The organism is Streptomyces cyaneochromogenes (assembly GCF_003963535.1).
Taxonomy (GTDB): domain Bacteria; phylum Actinomycetota; class Actinomycetes; order Streptomycetales; family Streptomycetaceae; genus Streptomyces; species Streptomyces shaanxiensis.
Window position 1 is genome coordinate 2,299,387 of sequence record NZ_CP034539.1, and the last position, 16,104, is coordinate 2,315,490.

A 16,104-nucleotide genomic window follows, 5' to 3' on the forward strand; every position below is an offset into this window, starting at 1 on the left:
GCAGGCGCGGCTACCCCGCCGAGCGTGCCCCAACCGGGGCCTGCGTTCGCTCCGCCGAGTCCTCCAGCACGATCCTGCCGATGACGTCGTAGCGCTCCGGCCGCCGCGCCTTCAGATACAGACCGAGCCCGAGACCGCCGAAGAAGACCAGCCCCACGATCCACGGGATGGCCTTGAAGAAGAGTGAGTGGGCCGCCGTGCCGGCCGCGGTGTCCAGGTTGGTCACCAGCAGGCCCACGACCGCGATCATGCCGATGCCGCCGAGCAGCGGGGCGGTGAACGTGCGGAACCAGTGCCGGTCCTCGGGGTGGTTGCGGCGGAAGTAGCCGATGACCGCGAACGAGCACAGGGTCTGCACGATGAGGATGGCCATCGTGCCGAGGATCGCCAGCAGCGTGTAGAGGTGGATGTACGGGTCCTGACCGGTCAGCCAGAAGGCGCCGACGAGCGCGACCGCGATGACCGACTGCACGAAGGACGCGATGTACGGCGATCCGTGCCGGGCGTGCGTACGGCCGAGGGCGGGGTGCAGGAAGCCCTCGCGGCCGATGGCGTACAGATAGCGCGCCGCGCACTGGTGGAAGGCCATCCCGCAGGCGAACGAGCCGGTGATCAGCAGCCACTGGAAGGCGTCGACCGCCCAGGCACCGATGTAGGTGTGCGCCGGGTCGAGGAACAGGTCGAGCGGGCTGGTGCCGGAGGAGATCTCGACGGAGCCCTTGAGGCCGTTGCCGGCGATGGTCATCCAGGAGACGTAGATGTAGAAGATGCCGACCCCGATGACGGAGATCAGCGTCGCGCGCGGGATGACGCGCTTGGGGTCGCGGGACTCCTCGCCGTACATCGCCGTCGACTCGAAGCCGACCCACGACCAGAAGGCGAAGAACAGGCCGAGACCGGCGGAGGCGCCGGTGAAGGCGTTCTTGGGGTTGATCGGCTCGACGGGGATGCCGTCCGGGCCGCCGCCGTGCAGCAGGACGGCCGTGGCGACCGCGAAGAGGACCGCGATCTCGGCGATCAGCATCACGCCGAGGGCCTTCGCGGTGAGGTTGATGTCGAAGTACGCCAGGACCGCGGTGACCAGCAGCATCGCGGCGGCGTACAGGATCCAGGGCAGATCGAGGCCGAGCTGGTCGTGGACCGTCGTCTGCGCGAAGTACGAGAAGACGCCCACGATGGACGCCTCGAAGACGATGTAGGCCAGCACGGCGAGCATCCCGGAGGCCATGCCGGTGATCCGGCCGAGCCCGTGCGAGATGTAGCCGTAGAAGGCGCCCGCGGCGGTGATACGGCGGGCCATGGCGACGTATCCGACGGAGAACACCGTCAGCACGAGGGTCGCGAAGAGATAGCCGGCGGGCGCGCCCGTGCCGTTGCCGAAGCCGACCGCGATGGGCAGGTTGCCGGTCATCGCGGTGATCGGCGCGGCGGTGGCGACCGCCATGAAGACGACGCCCACCAGGCCGACGGAATTCGCCTTGAGCCGGTGAACCTCTCGCGTGGGTGTTTCCGTCATTTCATCCCTCTCGAGGTGCTTCCACAACGAAATCCGAAGCCGAAGGCACCGCTTCCCTTCGGATGCGCCAGTCTGACGGCACAGTGATGTACGCCACAACCGACAAGGGGTCCTGCAATCCGGCGCGCGGCGCGACGCATTGTCGGGCGCCGGGAGCCGATGATCGTCTCCGTAACCGTCCGGAGATGTCGCCGAAGCATCCCCACGGGTAGCGTCCGACTCATGGGCAGCGGCACGGGCGGTACGGACAGCGGATTCGAGACCTACGGCGCCGGAATCACGGTGCGGCGGGCGCTGGAGCTGCCCGGGCTGCGCAGCGGGCTCCCCGAGGTCCTCGCGGGCGCCGACCGGCTGGGGCGGTCCGTGCGCTGGGTGCACGCGGGCGAGGTGCCGCACATCGCCTCGCTGCTGAAGGGCGGGGAGCTGCTGCTGACCACGGGCTACGGCCTCGGCACCCGACCGGCCGACCAGCGCGCGTTCGTGCGCACCCTGGCCGAGCGCGGTATCGCGGCCCTCGTCGTCGAACTCGGCCCGCGCTTCACACGCCTGCCCGCCGCGCTGGTCGACACGGCCCGCACGGCCGGTCTGCCGCTGGTCCAACTGCACCGCGAGGTGCCCTTTGTGACGGTCACCGAGGAGATCCACACCGAGATCGTCAACGGCCACTACGCGCTGCTGCAACGGGCGGAGGAGGTGCACCGCCGGTGCACGGAAGCACTGCTCGGCGGCGGTGGTGTGCCCCAAGTGCTCGGCATCCTGGCCGACTTCAGCGGCAACCCGGTGTTCCTGGAGACGACGGACGGACGGCTGCTGTACGCCGCCGGGGCCGGCCCCGAGGGCGCGGATCCGTTGCAGGTGTGGGAGGGGCTGCGAGGCCAGCACAAGGACGCTCCGCCGCCCGCCGGGTCGGTGCTGGTGGATGTCCCGGGAGGTGGTCCCGGGACGGGTTCGGTGCGGGCGCGGCTCGTCCTCCTGCCCGTGCGGGGCGTGCTGACGCCCGTCCACCGCATCGCGGCCGAGCGGGCCGCGGGCATCCTCGCCGTGGTGCTGATGCAGGCCCGGCAGGAGGAGGAGCTGGCGGCGCGCGGGCGCGGCGACTTCCTGACCGACCTGGCGGAGGGCCGCGTCGACGCCGAGGACGCCCCGGCACAGGCGCGCGTGCTCGGCTTCAAGCCGGGCAACAGCCCGCTGCTGCCGGTGGTGATGCGGCTCGGGGACGTGCTGTCGCCGGGCGGCGGCTGGGCGGTGCTGGCGCGGGCGGTCGGGGAGGAGCTGGCGTCCGTGGGGGTTCCGGTCCTGCTGGGCGTGCGGCCGGTCGAGGGTCGCGTCCCCCTGCTGCTGGGCCTGCGTGCGGAGTCGGAGCGGTCGACGGTCGCGGACCGGGTCGCGGCGGCGCTGCGGGCGGGTGTGGAGCGGGCGGGGATCCAGCGGCCGGGGGCGCAGCCGCCGGTCGTGGTCGTCGGGGTGGCCGGCGGCTGGGCGGCGGCCTCGGCGGGTCTCAGGCACGCGGCGGAGACGGCGACCGCGGCGCAGGGCCTGTCCGACCGCCCCTGGTACGACGCCCGGCGCCTGGACATCGACCTGCTGCTGTGGCGGCTGCGCGAGCACCCCGACCTCGCGGCCTTCGTGGACCGCGCGATCGGCCCGCTCCGCGACCACGACAGCCGCTCCAAGCCGCCCCTGCTGCCCACGCTGGAGACGTACTTGGCGCACGCGGGCCGCAAGGCGGAGACGGCCCGCGAACTGCACCTCAACCGGCAGACCCTCTACAACCGCCTCGCGCGCATCGGCGAGTTGCTCGGCACGGACCTCGACGACCCGCAGACGGTACTGGCGTTGAGCCTGGCGCTGCGGGCGCGCAGGCATGTGGGCTAGGGACGCGCTCCGGCGGCTAGGCCCTGTCGTTTGGATCAGGCCGGCTGCGAGGCACCGCGCCTTTCAACTGAGCCGAGCGGGGCCTGGTGCGTGCAGCTGCAAGGCGGAGGAGGGAGTCGACGCGATGGGGGTCCCCCCGCGCGAGGTTGTTCGAGCGTGGGGGAGTCGGCGAGTGACGACAACGCGGCTGGGGGTCCCCCCTCTGGGGGAGTGCGTGCCAGGCCCCGCGACGCCGGGATGATCCAAACGACAGGGCCTAGATCATGGGCTGCGGCTGCGTCAACTCGTCGTAGACGCTCAGCACTTGGGCCACCGTCTCGTCCTCCGTCGGCCAAGTGGCCGCCTGCCGCACACCCCGCTCCCTGAGGAGCTCCTGGCGCTCGGGGTCGCCCAGCAGCCGTACGACGGTGTCGGCGAGTGCCTGCGGGTCGCCGTACGGCACGAGCTCGGCCGCGTCGCCGACGAGTTCCGGGATGCCGCCGACCTCGGTGGCGATGAGCGGCACGCGCGCGCGAAGGGCTTCCTGGGCCAGCAGGGACCGCGACTCCCAACTGCTAGGCAGGAGCGCGACATCGGCGGCGGCGAGCAGCTCGGGGACGTCGGCGCGCCGCCCGATGAGCCGCACGGGCAGCCCTTCGTCCTCGATCCGGCGCTGCAGTACGGCCCGCAGCTCCCCTTCGCCCGCGATCACGACCAACGGCGCGGGATCGAGCCCCCGCCACGCGCGCGAGGCGTCCAGCAGCACGTCGTATCCGCGCTGCCGCTCGAGCGAGCCGACGGCGATCAGCAACGGGCGCCCGGTGGCACCGAGTTCGGCCCTGATCTTGGGACGCAGCCGGTCGGGGTCGTCCCGCTCGACGGGACGGCCGGGCTCGGGCAGCGCGACCGCGGCCAGGCGGGCGTCCCGCGCTCCGGTCCGGCGGGCCCGGTCAACGAGCGCCGAGGTGGACCCGAGCACGACGGAGGCGGCCTTGACGACCCGCCGCTCCAACAGCCGTACGAGATGGGCGCGGGCCCCTTCGGCATGGGCCCGGTCGTGCCAGGTGACGACGAGCGGTGTACGCCGCCCGCTGAGCGCGAGCACGGTACGGAAGGAGGCGTGCAGCCCATGCGCGTGGACCAGGTCGGCGTCCGCGCACGCGGCCCGCAGGGCGGCCACGGAGCCGGGGTCGCTGCTGCGCGGCACATGCACGTGCTCGGCGCCGACGCCGGTGAAGTCGTAGAGGTGATCGGCCTCGACAGGAGCACAGACGACGACCCGCACGCCCCGCGCGACCAGCCCCGAGGCCAGCGATCGCACGTGCGCGCTGCTGCCGGCGTTGCCACCGCCCAGCACCTGCACGGTGCGCAGCGACGACTGGCCGTGCGGTGAGTGGCTGCTCACGGGGGTCACGTGGCCGGGGCTCCTGGTTGTGGGTCGGGCGGTCACGAAGAAAGTACAGAAGGATCGCGCGGAGGGGGTGTACCGCGAGGATCCCTGCGCATACGACGTGCTTACGCCAAGGATGCCAGGACGCACGGGGGTTCCGGGAACGGCGGGAGCCCGGAGGGCGGGCAACACGGCGTGCGGGGTCACCTGTACGAGTGAGGTTCGGTAGGCGGATGTGCCCGAACACGCGCGCGTGGCGCACGCCTCCTACGCCGGCCCGAACCAGTGCGCCGCACCGGGCCGGTGGACTCGTCCGGGCTCGTCGCCCCACGACCGCACCACGGGTCGTCGCCCCACGACCGCACCACGGGTCGTCACGTCCGACCGCACCCCAGCGGGCCGACCGTTCGTCTCAGCGGGCGCCCGACGCCCGCACCGCCTCGCTGACCTTGTCGCCGTACGCCGCGGCGGCCACGAGCGCCGCGGCGTGCGCGACCAGCCCCGCCCGGCCGTTCCCGGCGACGACAGCGGCGCCCAGGGCCGCGCCCAGCGCATGCGCGCCGGTGTCCCCGATCATCGCCCGCTCCCCGAGGTCGTCGGGCAGCACCGCCGCGGCGGCGCCCATGGCGGTGGCGGCGATCTGCGCGCCGGGCCCTTCCCGGAGCAGCCCCGGCGCCCCGAGCGCGAGCACCGCGGCGGCGGCCCTGCCCGGGCGCACGTCGACGAGGTTGACGAAGTGCGCGGCCCCGGCGATCACCACGCCCGCGAGCAGCTTGTCCACGGGCCGCTCCTTGAGGAACGCCCCCGCGACGAGCCCCGCGGCGGACACCCCGAACAACTTGACCGCGCCGCTGGTGACTTCACCGTCCCGAAGAGCCGAAAGATGTGCCCTAAACCCACGCCGACGGTCTCCGGCCCCCGCGACGTCGTCGTACGCCCCGCAGACTCCGGCGACGGCCACGGCGACCCCGGCGGCCGGCCGTATCCGTCCGGCACCCACCGTCGCCGCCAGCGCGGAGGCGGCACCGGCGTACAGCTCGACGGTGCGGCCCGCGTAGTTCTTCCGCTCCCAACGGCCGGGGCCGCCCGGCGCCTTGGCGCGCAGGGCGGTCACAGTGGCGCGGGTGAGGGCGGCGGAGAGGCCGAAGGCGGTGGCCCTGGGGGCACGTTCGATCATTCGGCCACCCTACGGGCCACCACTGACAACCCGGCCCTGCCCGCGCCCAGGCCGACAGCACCGCCCCTCGCGCAGGGGCCCGCTACCCGTCGGCCCGAGCCGTCGCCAGCAGTTCCTCGGCGTGCGCCCGCGCGGTCTCCGAGTCCTCCTGCCCGGCCAGCATCCGGGACAGCTCCCGGACCCGCTCCTCGCCCTCCAGGACCTTCACGCCGGAGCGGGTGACCGACCCGTCGTTGGTCTTCTCGACGAGCAGCTGCCGGTCGGCGAAGGCGGCCACCTGCGGAAGGTGGGTCACGACCACGACCTGCGCGCTCTTCGCGAGCCGCGCCAGCCGCCGCCCGATCTCCACGGCCGCCTTGCCACCGACACCGGCGTCGACCTCGTCGAAGAGATACGTCGGCACGGGATCCGTCCCCGCGAACACGACCTCGACGGCGAGCATCACGCGCGAGAGCTCACCACCGGACGCGCCCTTGGCGATGGGCCGCGGCGGAGCCCCGGGATGCGGGGCGAGCAGCAGCTCGACCTCGTCCGCACCCGACGGCCCGTACGCGACCGTACGCCCGCCGACCTCGACCCCCTCCGGATCCTCGGTCTGGCGGATGTCGAAGGACACGCGCGCGTGCGGCATGGCGAGCGAGGCCAGCTCGGCGGTCACGGCGGCGGCGAACCGTTCGGCCGCCTCCGCCCGCGCATCGGTCAACGCCTGCGCCAGCCCGCCCAGCTCGGTGCGCAGCGCGTCCCGCTCGGCGGTCAGCTCGTCGATCCGCTCGTCGTCGCCGTCCAACTCGGTGAGCCGGGCGGCGCTCTGCTCGGCCCAGGCCAGCACCGAGGCGACGTCCTCGCCGTACTTCCGCGTCAGCGCGCCGAGCGCGGCCCGCCGTTCCTCGACGGCCGACAGCCGCAGGGGATCGGCGTCCAGGTCATCGGCGTACCCCGCCAGCTCCCCCGCCACATCGCCCAGCAGGATCCCGATCTCGCCGATGCGGTCGGCCAGGGCGGCCAGCGCCGGGTCGTGCGACCGGACGGCGTCCAGGGCGCGCTGCGCCCCCGCGACGAGCGTGGCGGCGTCGATGCCCTCGGGGTCCTCGGGATTGCCGGCGAGCGCGGCGTGAGCGGCCGTGGCAGCGGACGACAGCGCCTCGGCATGCCCGAGCCGCTCCGCCTCCTCCGCCAGCTCTATGTCCTCCCCGGCACGCGGCTCCACGCCCGCGACCTCGTCGAGCCCGTACCGCAGCATGTCGGCTTCCTGGGCCCGCTCACGCGCGCGCGTGACGATCTCCTCCAGCTCCACCGACACGGCCCGCAACCGCCGGTAGGCCTCGCCGTACTTGGCCAGCGGCCCGGCGACCGCGTCACCGGCGTACCGGTCGAGCGCCTGCCGCTGCCGGGACAGCTTCAGCAGCCCCTGCTGGTCGGTCTGCCCGTGCACGGCCACGAGGTCGTCGGCGAGGTCGGCGAGCAGCCCCACGGGCACACTGCGCCCGCCCACATGCGCCCGCGACCGCCCCTCGGCGGAAACGGTACGGCTGATCAGCAGCGCCCCGTCGTCGAGCTCGGCCCCGGCCTCCTCGGCCCGCACAACGGCCGACGCGCCCGCGGAGACGGTGATCCGCCCCTCCACGACCGCCTTGTCGGCCCCGATCCGCACGAGCGCCGGGTCGGCACGCCCCCCGAGCAACAGCCCGAGGCTGGTGACGACCATGGTCTTGCCCGCACCCGTCTCACCGGTGACGGCGGTGAACCCCGGCGACAGCTCGACGACAGCGTCGTCGATGACTCCGAGCGACCGTATCCGCATCTCCTCCAACACGGACACGACCTTACGAGGTCGGGGGCGGGGAGTGCGACGGGCCCCGGGCCCATGATGTGAAGGTGCAGGTGACGAATGTGTATCGGCCGCACATGTCACCCAGCCGAGTGCAGCGCCGCCAGGAGCGCGGGGCTGTATCGATTTGCGGCTCCGCCGCGGTGGGCGCGACCAGCCACAGACCACCCGCACCCGCCAACGCTCTCAAGCCACCCCCCACGGTTGGCTAATGAGGCGCCCCACGCCACCCAGAAACCGGCAACGCAAACTTCGCAACCAGACGATCCGTGAACGAAGCATGATGCAACCGAGCCAGCCGCACCGGCACGGCCCCCCGCCGAACCTCCACCCGCGCCCCCGGCGGCAACTCGACAGTCCGCCGCCCGTCGCACCACAACACACCCGGCGGAATATGAGGCAGAACCTCCACCGCCAGCACGGAGTCCGGCGACGTCACCAACGGCTTCGCGAACAACGCATGCGCACTGATCGGCACCATCAACAACGCCTCGACCTCGGGCCACACCACAGGCCCGCCCGCGGAGAACGCATACGCCGTCGACCCGGTCGGCGTGGACAGCACGATGCCGTCGCACCCGAACCCCGTCACCGGCCGCCCGTCGATCTCCAGCACGACCTCGAGCAGCTTCTCGGCCCCGGCCTTCTGCACGGCGGCCTCGTTCAGCGCCCAGTCGGTGTGCACGACGTTGCCGTTCTGGTGCACGACGACGTCGACGGTCATCCGCTCCTCGACCTCGTACGCCTTGGTGACGACCCGGTCGACAACCTTGTCGAGATCGTCCCGCTCGGCCTCCGCGAGGAACCCGACCCGCCCGAGGTTGACGCCCAGCATCGGCACCCCGGACGCCCGGGCGAACTCGGCGCCACGCAGCAGCGTCCCGTCACCGCCGAGCACGATGAGCAGCTCGCAGCCGTCGAGGCACTGCGGGGTCGCCTCCTTGACGAGCTGCACCTCGTCCGGCAGGGGCAGGTCGGCGGCCTCGTACTCCAGGACGCGCACCCCGATGCCCTCCCGCAGCAGCCCCTTCACCACAAGCTCCGCGCTGCGAATAGCGGCCGGCCGCCCCGTGTGGGCGAGCAGGAAAACAGTACGAGCTCGGTTCTGCATCAACGCGGCCCCTCCGCAACTGCACGGTCAACGTCGGCCGGGTCCAGAGCGGGCGCCCCGGCACGCAGCCACAGAAAGTACTCGACATTCCCGGAGGGTCCGGGCAACGGACTGGCCGTGACCCCGTTCACCCCGAGCCCGAGTCCCCACGCCTTCTCGGCCACGCCGCGCACGGCCTCGGCCCGCAGCTGAGGGCTGCGGACGACCCCGCCGCTCCCCAGCCGTTCCTTCCCCACCTCGAACTGCGGCTTGACCATCATCACCAGATCGGCGTCCGGCTTCACGCACCGCACCAGGGCGGGCAGCACCAGGCCGAGCGGGATGAAGGACAGATCCCCCACGACAAGATCCACTGGTTCCCCATCGATCGCTTCGAGCGTCAACTCGCGTACGTTCGTACGGTCCTTGACGGTGACGCGTTCATCACTCTGGAGAGTCCAGGCGAGTTGTCCGTATCCGACGTCGACGGCGACGACGTGCGCTGCTCCCGAGCGCAGCAGGACGTCGGTGAAACCGCCGGTCGACGCGCCGGCGTCCAGCGCCCGCCGCCCCTCCACCGCGAGCCCCTGGGGTACGAAGACCTCCAGCGCGCCGGCGAGCTTGTGCCCGCCCCGCGACACGTACTCGGGATCGCTGTCGTCGGCCACGACGACGATCGCCGCCGCGGTCTCCACCTGCGTGGCCGGCTTGGTCGCGACGGTCTTGCCGACGGTGACCCGCCCGGCGGCGATCAGCTGGCTGGCGTGCTCGCGTGAGCGCGCGAGCTTCCGGCGGACCAGCTCCGCGTCGAGACGGCGACGTGCGACTCCTGCCACTTTCGGTTCAGCTCCTGTGTTGGTACGACGGTGAAGGCGCCGGGGGCCCCTGGCGGGCGTCGAGCGCGGTGAGCGCGTCGCGCAGCCCCCGATGCACATCCTCGTACACCTCGAGGTGTCCGTCGGTGGCGAGGTGGTCGGCATCACCGAGCCGCTCCAGCTGGGCGTCGACGTCGGCGTTGCCGGTGGGCGTGCGCGGGACGTTCAGCGGGGCGGGAGCGGCGGGGTCGTACTCGGGTTCGCCGGCGAGCCCGGCCTCGACGACCTCGACCTCGCCCTCGGCCTCGGCCCCGACCGCAGCCTGCGCTTCGGCCACCTCCGGGATCTCCGTCTCCGGAACTGTGTCGCTCATGCCCAGACGCTACCCCGAACCGCTGGGGTACCGTCGATCGCGATGGCCACGATCGAGGAGTGCCGTGCCGCACTCGAAAAGCTCTCGGACAGCATGCAGCGTGCCGAAGGGGACGTCCGTACGGCCGCTGCCCTGGACCGCTCGGTGAGCTGCCACATCACCGACCTGGACGTCACGTTCGCCGGCCGCATGGCGGGCGGCCGGATCCATGTCCAGGACACGCTCCAGGGCCCGCCCCGCGAGAAGGCCCAGATCAGACTCGGCATGACCGGCGACGACCTGGTCGCCCTGGTCGACGGCGAACTGCACTTCGCCAAGGCGTGGGGCTCGGGCCGGGTGAGGCTGCACGCGGGCCTGCGCGATCTGATGCACCTCAGGAAGCTTCTCTAGCCCGCTCCTCAGGGGTCCTTGCTCGGCCCGCCCTCCGGAAGCCGCCTCAGGACGCTTCCGTGGCCGCGACCTTCGTGACGTCGGCCTTGCCCCCGGCCCGCGCCTTGCGTGCCGCGGGCACCACGAGCGGCGTCCCCGTCTCCGGGTCGTCGATGACCTGGCAGCGCAGCCCGAAGACCTCCTCGACCAGCTCGGCCGTGACGATGTCGTTCGGCGCGCCCTCGGCGATGATCTCCCCGCCGCGCAGGGCGATGAGGTGCGTGGCGTACCGGGCGGCGTGGTTGAGGTCGTGCAGCACGGCGACCAGCGTCCGCCCCTGCTGCTCGTGCAGCTCGGCACACAGGTCGAGGACGTCGATCTGGTGCTGGATGTCGAGATAGGTGGTCGGCTCGTCCAGCAGCAGCAGCGGCGTCTGCTGGGCGAGCGCCATGGCGATCCACACCCGCTGCCGCTGACCACCCGACAATTCGTCGACATAGCGATCGGCCAGCTCGGCCACCCCGGTCTGCTCCATCGACTCCTGGACGACCCGCTCGTCCTCGGTCGACCACTGGCGCAGGATCCCCTGATGCGGGTACCGGCCCCGGCCCACCAGGTCGGCGACGGTGATGCCGTCGGGCGCGATCGACGACTGCGGCAGCAGACCCAGCGTGCGCGCGACCTTCTTCGCCGGCATCGACTGGATGACCGACCCGTCCAGCAGGACCCGGCCCTGGCTGGGCTTGAGCATCCGCGACAGGGCCCGCAGCAGCGTGGACTTGCCGCACGCGTTCGGGCCGACGATCACGGTGAAGGAGTTGTCGGGTATCTCCACCGACAGCTGCTCGGCGATGACCCGCTGGTCGTAGGCGAGGGTGACGTTGTCGGCGGACAGGCGGTTCACAGTGCTCCTTCGGTTGTTCAGCCCGTTGTTCGGCCCGCTGCTGTTGCTGCCGGCGCTCATATCCGGCCCGCCTTGCGCTCGGTGACCAGCAGCCAGAGCAGGTATACGCCGCCGAGCACGCCCGTGACCACGCCCACGGGCATCTGGTCGGCGCCGAAGACCCGCTGGGAGACCCAGTCGGCGGTGACGAGGAGGGCGGCGCCCATGCACAGGGAGGGCAGCAGGTTCGGCCCGGGCGAGCGCGTGAGGCGCCGGGCGAGCTGCGGGGCGGTGAGCGCCACGAAGCTGACGGGGCCGGCGGCGGCGGTGGCGGCCGCGGTGAGCAGCACGGCGGCCAGCATCAGCAGCATCCGTACGCGTTCGACACGCACTCCGAGGGCGTACGAGACGTCGTCGCCCATCTCCATCATCCGCAGGGCTCGCGCGTTGCCCAGGACGAGCGGTACGAGGATGACGCACAGCGCGGCGAGCGGCGTGACCTGGTCCCAGTCGCTGCCGCTGAGGGATCCGGTCATCCACACGACCGCTCGGGCCGCGTCGAACAGGTCGGCCTTGGTCAGCAGATAGCCGTTGACCGCCGTCATGATCGCGGACATGCCGATACCGACCAGGACCAGTCGATAACCGTGCACGCCCCGCTTCCAGGCGAGCAGATAGATGGCGAGTCCGGTCGCGAGTCCGCCCAGGAGCGCACCGGCGGTGACCTCGCCGGCGTCCCCGGAGAACAGCACGATGACCACGAGCGCCCCGGCCGTGGCCCCCTGTCCGAGGCCGAGGATGTCCGGGCTGCCCAGCGGGTTGCGGGACAGCGCCTGGAACAGCGCGCCGCCGAGGCCGAGCGAGGCACCGACGAGGAGCCCGACCAGGACCCTCGGCAGCCGCAGCTCGTTGACGATGAACTCCTGCCCCGCGTTGCCGTCACCGAGCAGCGTTCTGAGTACGTCACCCGCCGCGATCGGGAAGTCGCCGGTGCCGATCAGCAGCACGCTCGCGGCCAGCGCGGCGAGGAGCAGCAGGACGACGGCGGTCAACGCCCGGGCGTCCAGCCGGACCGAAAGCCCGCCCGGGGTCCGCACGGCACGGATGGCACGGATGGCACGGTGAGCCTTTCCGGAAGCCTTCCCCGCGTCCTTCCCCGCGGCCTTCGCGCCGCTCGTCGACGCGCTGCCGGACGCGCTGCTCGACGCGCTCTTCGTGTCGCTCTTCACTGCGCTCCTCACAGCTGCGCCGTCCTCCGCCGTCGTACGAGAAAGATGAAGACCGGTCCGCCGATGACCGCGGTGACGATGCCGACCTGGAGTTCGGCGGGCCGGGCGACGATCCTGCCGAGGACGTCGGCGCCGAGCAGCAGCACGGGCGACAGGACGGCCGCGTACGGCAGGATCCAGCGCAGGTCGGGACCGGTGAAGGACCGTACGACGTGCGGCACCATCAGGCCGACGAACACGATCGGCCCGCAGGCGGCGGTCGCGGCCCCGCACAGCACGGTCGCGGCGAGCATCGCCAGCACCCGGGTGCGGTTCAGGTGGGCGCCGAGCGCCTTGGCGGTGTCGTCGCCCATCTCCATCGCGTTGAGCGGCCGGGCGAGGGCGAGCGCGAGGACGGTGCCCGCGAGCAGGAACGGCAGCACCTGGGTGATGGTCGCGTCGGTCGCCGAGGACAGTGAACCGACCGTCCAGAAACGCATCTTGTTGAGCGCGGCGTCGTCCATGATCATCACGGCCTGGAGATACCCGTAGAGCGCGGCGCTGATCGCCGTACCGGCCAGCGCGAGCCGCACCGGCGTGGCACCCCGGCTGCCGCCGAGGAACCAGACCATCGCCCCGACCGCGGCCGCCCCGAAGAAGGCGAACCAGACATAGGCTGTCAAGCTCGTGACGCCCAGGAAGGTGATGGCGGTGACGACGGCGGCGGACGCGCCCGCGTTGATGCCGAGCAGGCCCGGATCGGCCAGCGGGTTACGGGTGAGCGCCTGCAGCACGGCCCCGGCGAGACCGAGGGCGGCGCCGGCGAGCAGTCCGAGGGCGGTGCGCGAGATCCGGTCGTCGACGACGACGTCGCCGTAGGTACCGGAGGCCTCGAACAAGCCGTGCCAGACCTCTCCGATGGACAGCTGTTTCGCCCCGATCGCGATGCTCGCCGTCGCGACGACCACCAGAATCAGGACAGAGACAAGCAGACCAACGGCTCGTATCGCCCGTCGGGTTGGGGGCGCGGACCCGGACTCCGCGCGCTGTTCGGGAGGACTGTCGACCAACACGCAGTTAGGTTAGCCTACCCTCCTATTCAGCCACGATCCCGCTGCACGCGGGTGCCCGGCGGCACCACGGAACCGTACGACCGCTCCGGAGCCGTACGACTACGCCTTTCCGGAGCCGGACGACGGCTCACAACCCCAGCCGCGCCAGCGCCTTCCCCGCGTCCAGCGCGCACGAGCCCTCCCCGGCCACGGTCCAGGCCGCCGCGCACAGCGCCCGCAGCCCGTCCAAGGCCGCACCGCCACCGTCGAGTTCCAGCCGCTCGGCCCGCGCGACCGCCGCCCAGCCACCACACCGGAAGCCATCCCCGTCGGCAACGACCTCCGGCTGCCCGGTGAGCAGCCCCCGCAGATCGGCGTCCACATACGTCGGCCGGTGCTGCGGCGGCGCCGCCAGCAACTGCGCGCCGTCGGTAACCCCGGTCAGCACCAGCAGCGAGTCGACCTCCCCGTTGAACGCGCCCTCGATGTCCGTGTCCAGCCGGTCCCCGACCACCAGCGGCCGCTCGGCGCCCGTCCGCAGGATCGTCTCCCGGTGCATGGGAGGCAACGGCTTGCCCGCCACCTGCGGCTCGGCGCCGGTGGCTATCCGTACGACCTCCACCGCGGCCCCGTTGCCCGGCCCGATCCCCCGCGCGCCGGGAATCGTCAGGTCGGTGTTGGACGCGAACCAAGGCACCCCGCGCGCGACGGCGTACGAGGCCTCCGCGAACCGCCCCCAAGGCAGCTCGGGCCCGCCGTACCCCTGCACGACCGCCGCCGGATCGTCGTCCGCCGACTCCACCGGTTCCAGCCCGCGCTCGCGCAGGGCCACCCGCAGCCCCTCCCCACCGATCACCAGCACTCGCGCCCCGGCCGGCACCTGCTCGCTGATCAGCCGCGCGACCGCCTGAGCCGAAGTGATGACGTCGTCCGCCCCGGTGGGTATCCCGAGCTCCGTCAGATGCACGGCCACCGCGTCAGGCGTCCGCAGGGCGTTGTTCGTGACGTACGCGAGATGCATCCCGCCCGCGCGGGCCACGGCGAGCGACTCGACGGCATGCGCGATCGCGTTGCCCCCCGCGTACACCACACCGTCGAGGTCGAGCAGCGCCGTGTCGTACGCCTCGCTCAGGGCCTGGCCACAGCCATCGGGGCTCGTCCTGACGCTCTGGCTCATTCCGCATCGCTCCTCGTTCGACGTCTTTCCCCGATCATCCCCCATGCCACTGACACCCGTACGATGCCTGGATGAACACAGCAGGTCACCCGGAAGCAACGGCGCGCCGAGGCCTCGAACTCACCCCGTTCCGAGGCCTTCGCTACGACCCCGACCGGGTCGGCAGCCTGGCGGCCGTGACGTCACCGCCGTACGACGTCGTGGTCCGCCCCGACGGCCTGCTCCATCTCGAGTCGGCCGACCCGCACAACATCGTCCGCCTGATCCTCCCCCAGGCCGACACCCCCAGCGCCCGCAACGAACAGGCGGCGCAGACCCTCCGCCGCTGGCTGTCCGAAGGCGTCCTGACCGCCGATCCGGAGCCCGGCCTCTACGTCTACGAACAGCACGACGGCAACGGCATGCTGCAACGCGGCATCATCGGCGCCCTGCGCGTCTCGGAACCGGCGGAGGGCCTGGTCCTGCCGCACGAGGACGTCATGCCGCACGTGGTCGCCGACCGCGCGGCCCTGATGCGCGCCACGTCCGCGAACCTCGAACCCCTGCTCCTGACCTACCGCGGCAACGGCACGGCGGCCGACGCCACCGCCGTGATCGAGCGCACGACGGAACACCCGCCGCTCCTGTCGACCACCACGGAAGACGGCTTCAGCCACCGCCTGTGGTCGATCACCGACCCCACCGACCTGGCCCGCGTCCAGTCCGACCTGACCCGCCACCAGGCCCTGATCGCCGACGGCCACCACCGCTGGGCCACGTACCGCCGTCTACGCGCGGAGCACCCCTCACCCAGCGCCTGGGACTACGGCCTCGTCCTCCTGGTCGACACGGCCCGCTACCCCCTGCGCGTCCGCGCCATCCACCGCCTCCTGCACGACCTGCCCGTGCCGGACGCCCTGGCCGCACTCGACGGCCTGTTCCGCGTACGCCGCCTCGAAGTCCCGCTGGCCCAGGCCCTGGAGACGCTGGCCGACGCGGCCTGCGCCGGCAACGCCTACCTCCTCGCCGGAGACGGCGCCTTCCACCTCGTCGACCGACCGGACCCGGCCCTCCTCGCCCGTACGGTCCCCACCGAGCGCCCCGCAGCCTGGCGCACCCTGGACGCGACGGTCCTGCACGCCACACTCCTCGCCCACGTCTGGCACATCCCCGAGGACGACCCCACCCGCATCGCCTACATCCACGACACCGCCGCCACCGTCAAGAAGGCGGAACGCGACGGCGGTACGGCCGTCCTGATGCACCCGGTCCGCGAGGACGTCGTACGCGACCTCGCTCGCCAGGGCGTCACGATGCCCCGCAAGTCGACGTCCTTCGGCCCGAAGCCGGCCTCGGGCCTGGTCCTGCGCGCCCTGGACCACTGAACGCGAAA

14 protein-coding genes are annotated in these 16,104 nt (G+C 72.4%); 3 read left to right on the forward strand and 11 right to left on the reverse strand.

Annotation, left to right across the window (positions count from 1 at the left end):
* Positions 1–10 precede the first annotated feature (10 nt).
* A complete protein-coding gene (locus tag EJ357_RS10155) occupies positions 11–1,516 on the reverse strand; it encodes an APC family permease (RefSeq protein WP_126390760.1) in 1,506 nt (501 codons plus the stop codon).
* A gap of 222 nt (positions 1,517–1,738) precedes the next feature.
* Between EJ357_RS10155 and EJ357_RS10160 the strand changes: the two genes are divergently transcribed.
* Entirely contained in the window at positions 1,739–3,391 is a 1,653-nt protein-coding gene (locus EJ357_RS10160; RefSeq protein ID WP_126390762.1) for a PucR family transcriptional regulator, read from the forward strand.
* Between the two features lie 256 nt (positions 3,392–3,647).
* On the opposite strand, the gene EJ357_RS10165 is transcribed toward EJ357_RS10160, so the two are convergent.
* From EJ357_RS10165 to EJ357_RS10190, 6 genes are all read right to left on the reverse strand, one after another.
* Positions 3,648–4,784 carry a glycosyltransferase family 4 protein gene (locus EJ357_RS10165; RefSeq protein ID WP_126390764.1) on the reverse strand — a complete coding sequence of 379 codons (1,137 nt, stop codon included), beginning with the start codon at positions 4,782–4,784 and terminating at the stop codon, positions 3,648–3,650.
* Between the two features lie 388 nt (positions 4,785–5,172).
* Complete coding sequence (locus tag EJ357_RS10170) at positions 5,173–5,937, reverse strand: hypothetical protein (RefSeq protein WP_126390766.1); 765 nt, start codon at positions 5,935–5,937, stop codon at positions 5,173–5,175.
* Between the two features lie 82 nt (positions 5,938–6,019).
* Positions 6,020–7,738, reverse strand: a complete 1,719-nt coding sequence (gene recN, locus EJ357_RS10175) for a DNA repair protein RecN (protein ID WP_126399338.1) — start codon at positions 7,736–7,738, stop codon at positions 6,020–6,022.
* Between the two features lie 235 nt (positions 7,739–7,973).
* Complete coding sequence (locus EJ357_RS10180) at positions 7,974–8,879, reverse strand: NAD kinase (RefSeq protein ID WP_126390769.1); 906 nt, start codon at positions 8,877–8,879, stop codon at positions 7,974–7,976.
* Complete coding sequence (locus EJ357_RS10185) at positions 8,876–9,691, reverse strand: TlyA family RNA methyltransferase (protein ID WP_126390771.1); 816 nt, start codon at positions 9,689–9,691, stop codon at positions 8,876–8,878. Before EJ357_RS10185 ends, EJ357_RS10180 begins: the two co-directional genes overlap by 4 nt.
* Positions 9,692–9,698: 7 nt before the next feature.
* Positions 9,699–10,043: a hypothetical protein gene (locus tag EJ357_RS10190; protein WP_126390773.1), complete on the reverse strand. Its 345-nt coding sequence runs from the start codon at positions 10,041–10,043 to the stop codon at positions 9,699–9,701.
* 42 nt (positions 10,044–10,085) lie between these two features.
* On the opposite strand from EJ357_RS10190, the gene EJ357_RS10195 reads away from it, so the two are divergent.
* A complete protein-coding gene (locus EJ357_RS10195; RefSeq protein WP_126390775.1) occupies positions 10,086–10,433 on the forward strand; it encodes a sterol-binding protein in 348 nt (115 codons plus the stop codon).
* Positions 10,434–10,479: 46 nt separating this feature from the next.
* On the opposite strand, the gene EJ357_RS10200 is transcribed toward EJ357_RS10195, so the two are convergent.
* From EJ357_RS10200 to EJ357_RS10215, 4 genes are all read right to left on the reverse strand, one after another.
* A complete protein-coding gene (locus EJ357_RS10200; protein WP_126390777.1) occupies positions 10,480–11,376 on the reverse strand; it encodes an ABC transporter ATP-binding protein in 897 nt (298 codons plus the stop codon).
* Positions 11,373–12,410, reverse strand: coding sequence for a FecCD family ABC transporter permease (locus tag EJ357_RS10205; RefSeq protein WP_126399340.1), 1,038 nt, complete (start codon positions 12,408–12,410; stop codon positions 11,373–11,375). The genes EJ357_RS10200 and EJ357_RS10205 overlap by 4 nt, the downstream gene beginning before the upstream one ends.
* Positions 12,411–12,532: 122 nt before the next feature.
* A complete protein-coding gene (locus EJ357_RS10210) occupies positions 12,533–13,576 on the reverse strand; it encodes a FecCD family ABC transporter permease (protein ID WP_126390779.1) in 1,044 nt (347 codons plus the stop codon).
* Positions 13,577–13,703: 127 nt separating this feature from the next.
* A complete protein-coding gene (locus EJ357_RS10215) occupies positions 13,704–14,732 on the reverse strand; it encodes an HAD hydrolase-like protein (protein ID WP_126390781.1) in 1,029 nt (342 codons plus the stop codon).
* A 71-nt stretch (positions 14,733–14,803) separates the two neighbouring features.
* Between EJ357_RS10215 and EJ357_RS10220 the strand changes: the two genes are divergently transcribed.
* Positions 14,804–16,096, forward strand: a complete 1,293-nt coding sequence (locus tag EJ357_RS10220; RefSeq protein ID WP_126390783.1) for a DUF1015 domain-containing protein — start codon at positions 14,804–14,806, stop codon at positions 16,094–16,096.
* The last annotated feature ends 8 nt before the right edge of the window (positions 16,097–16,104 follow it).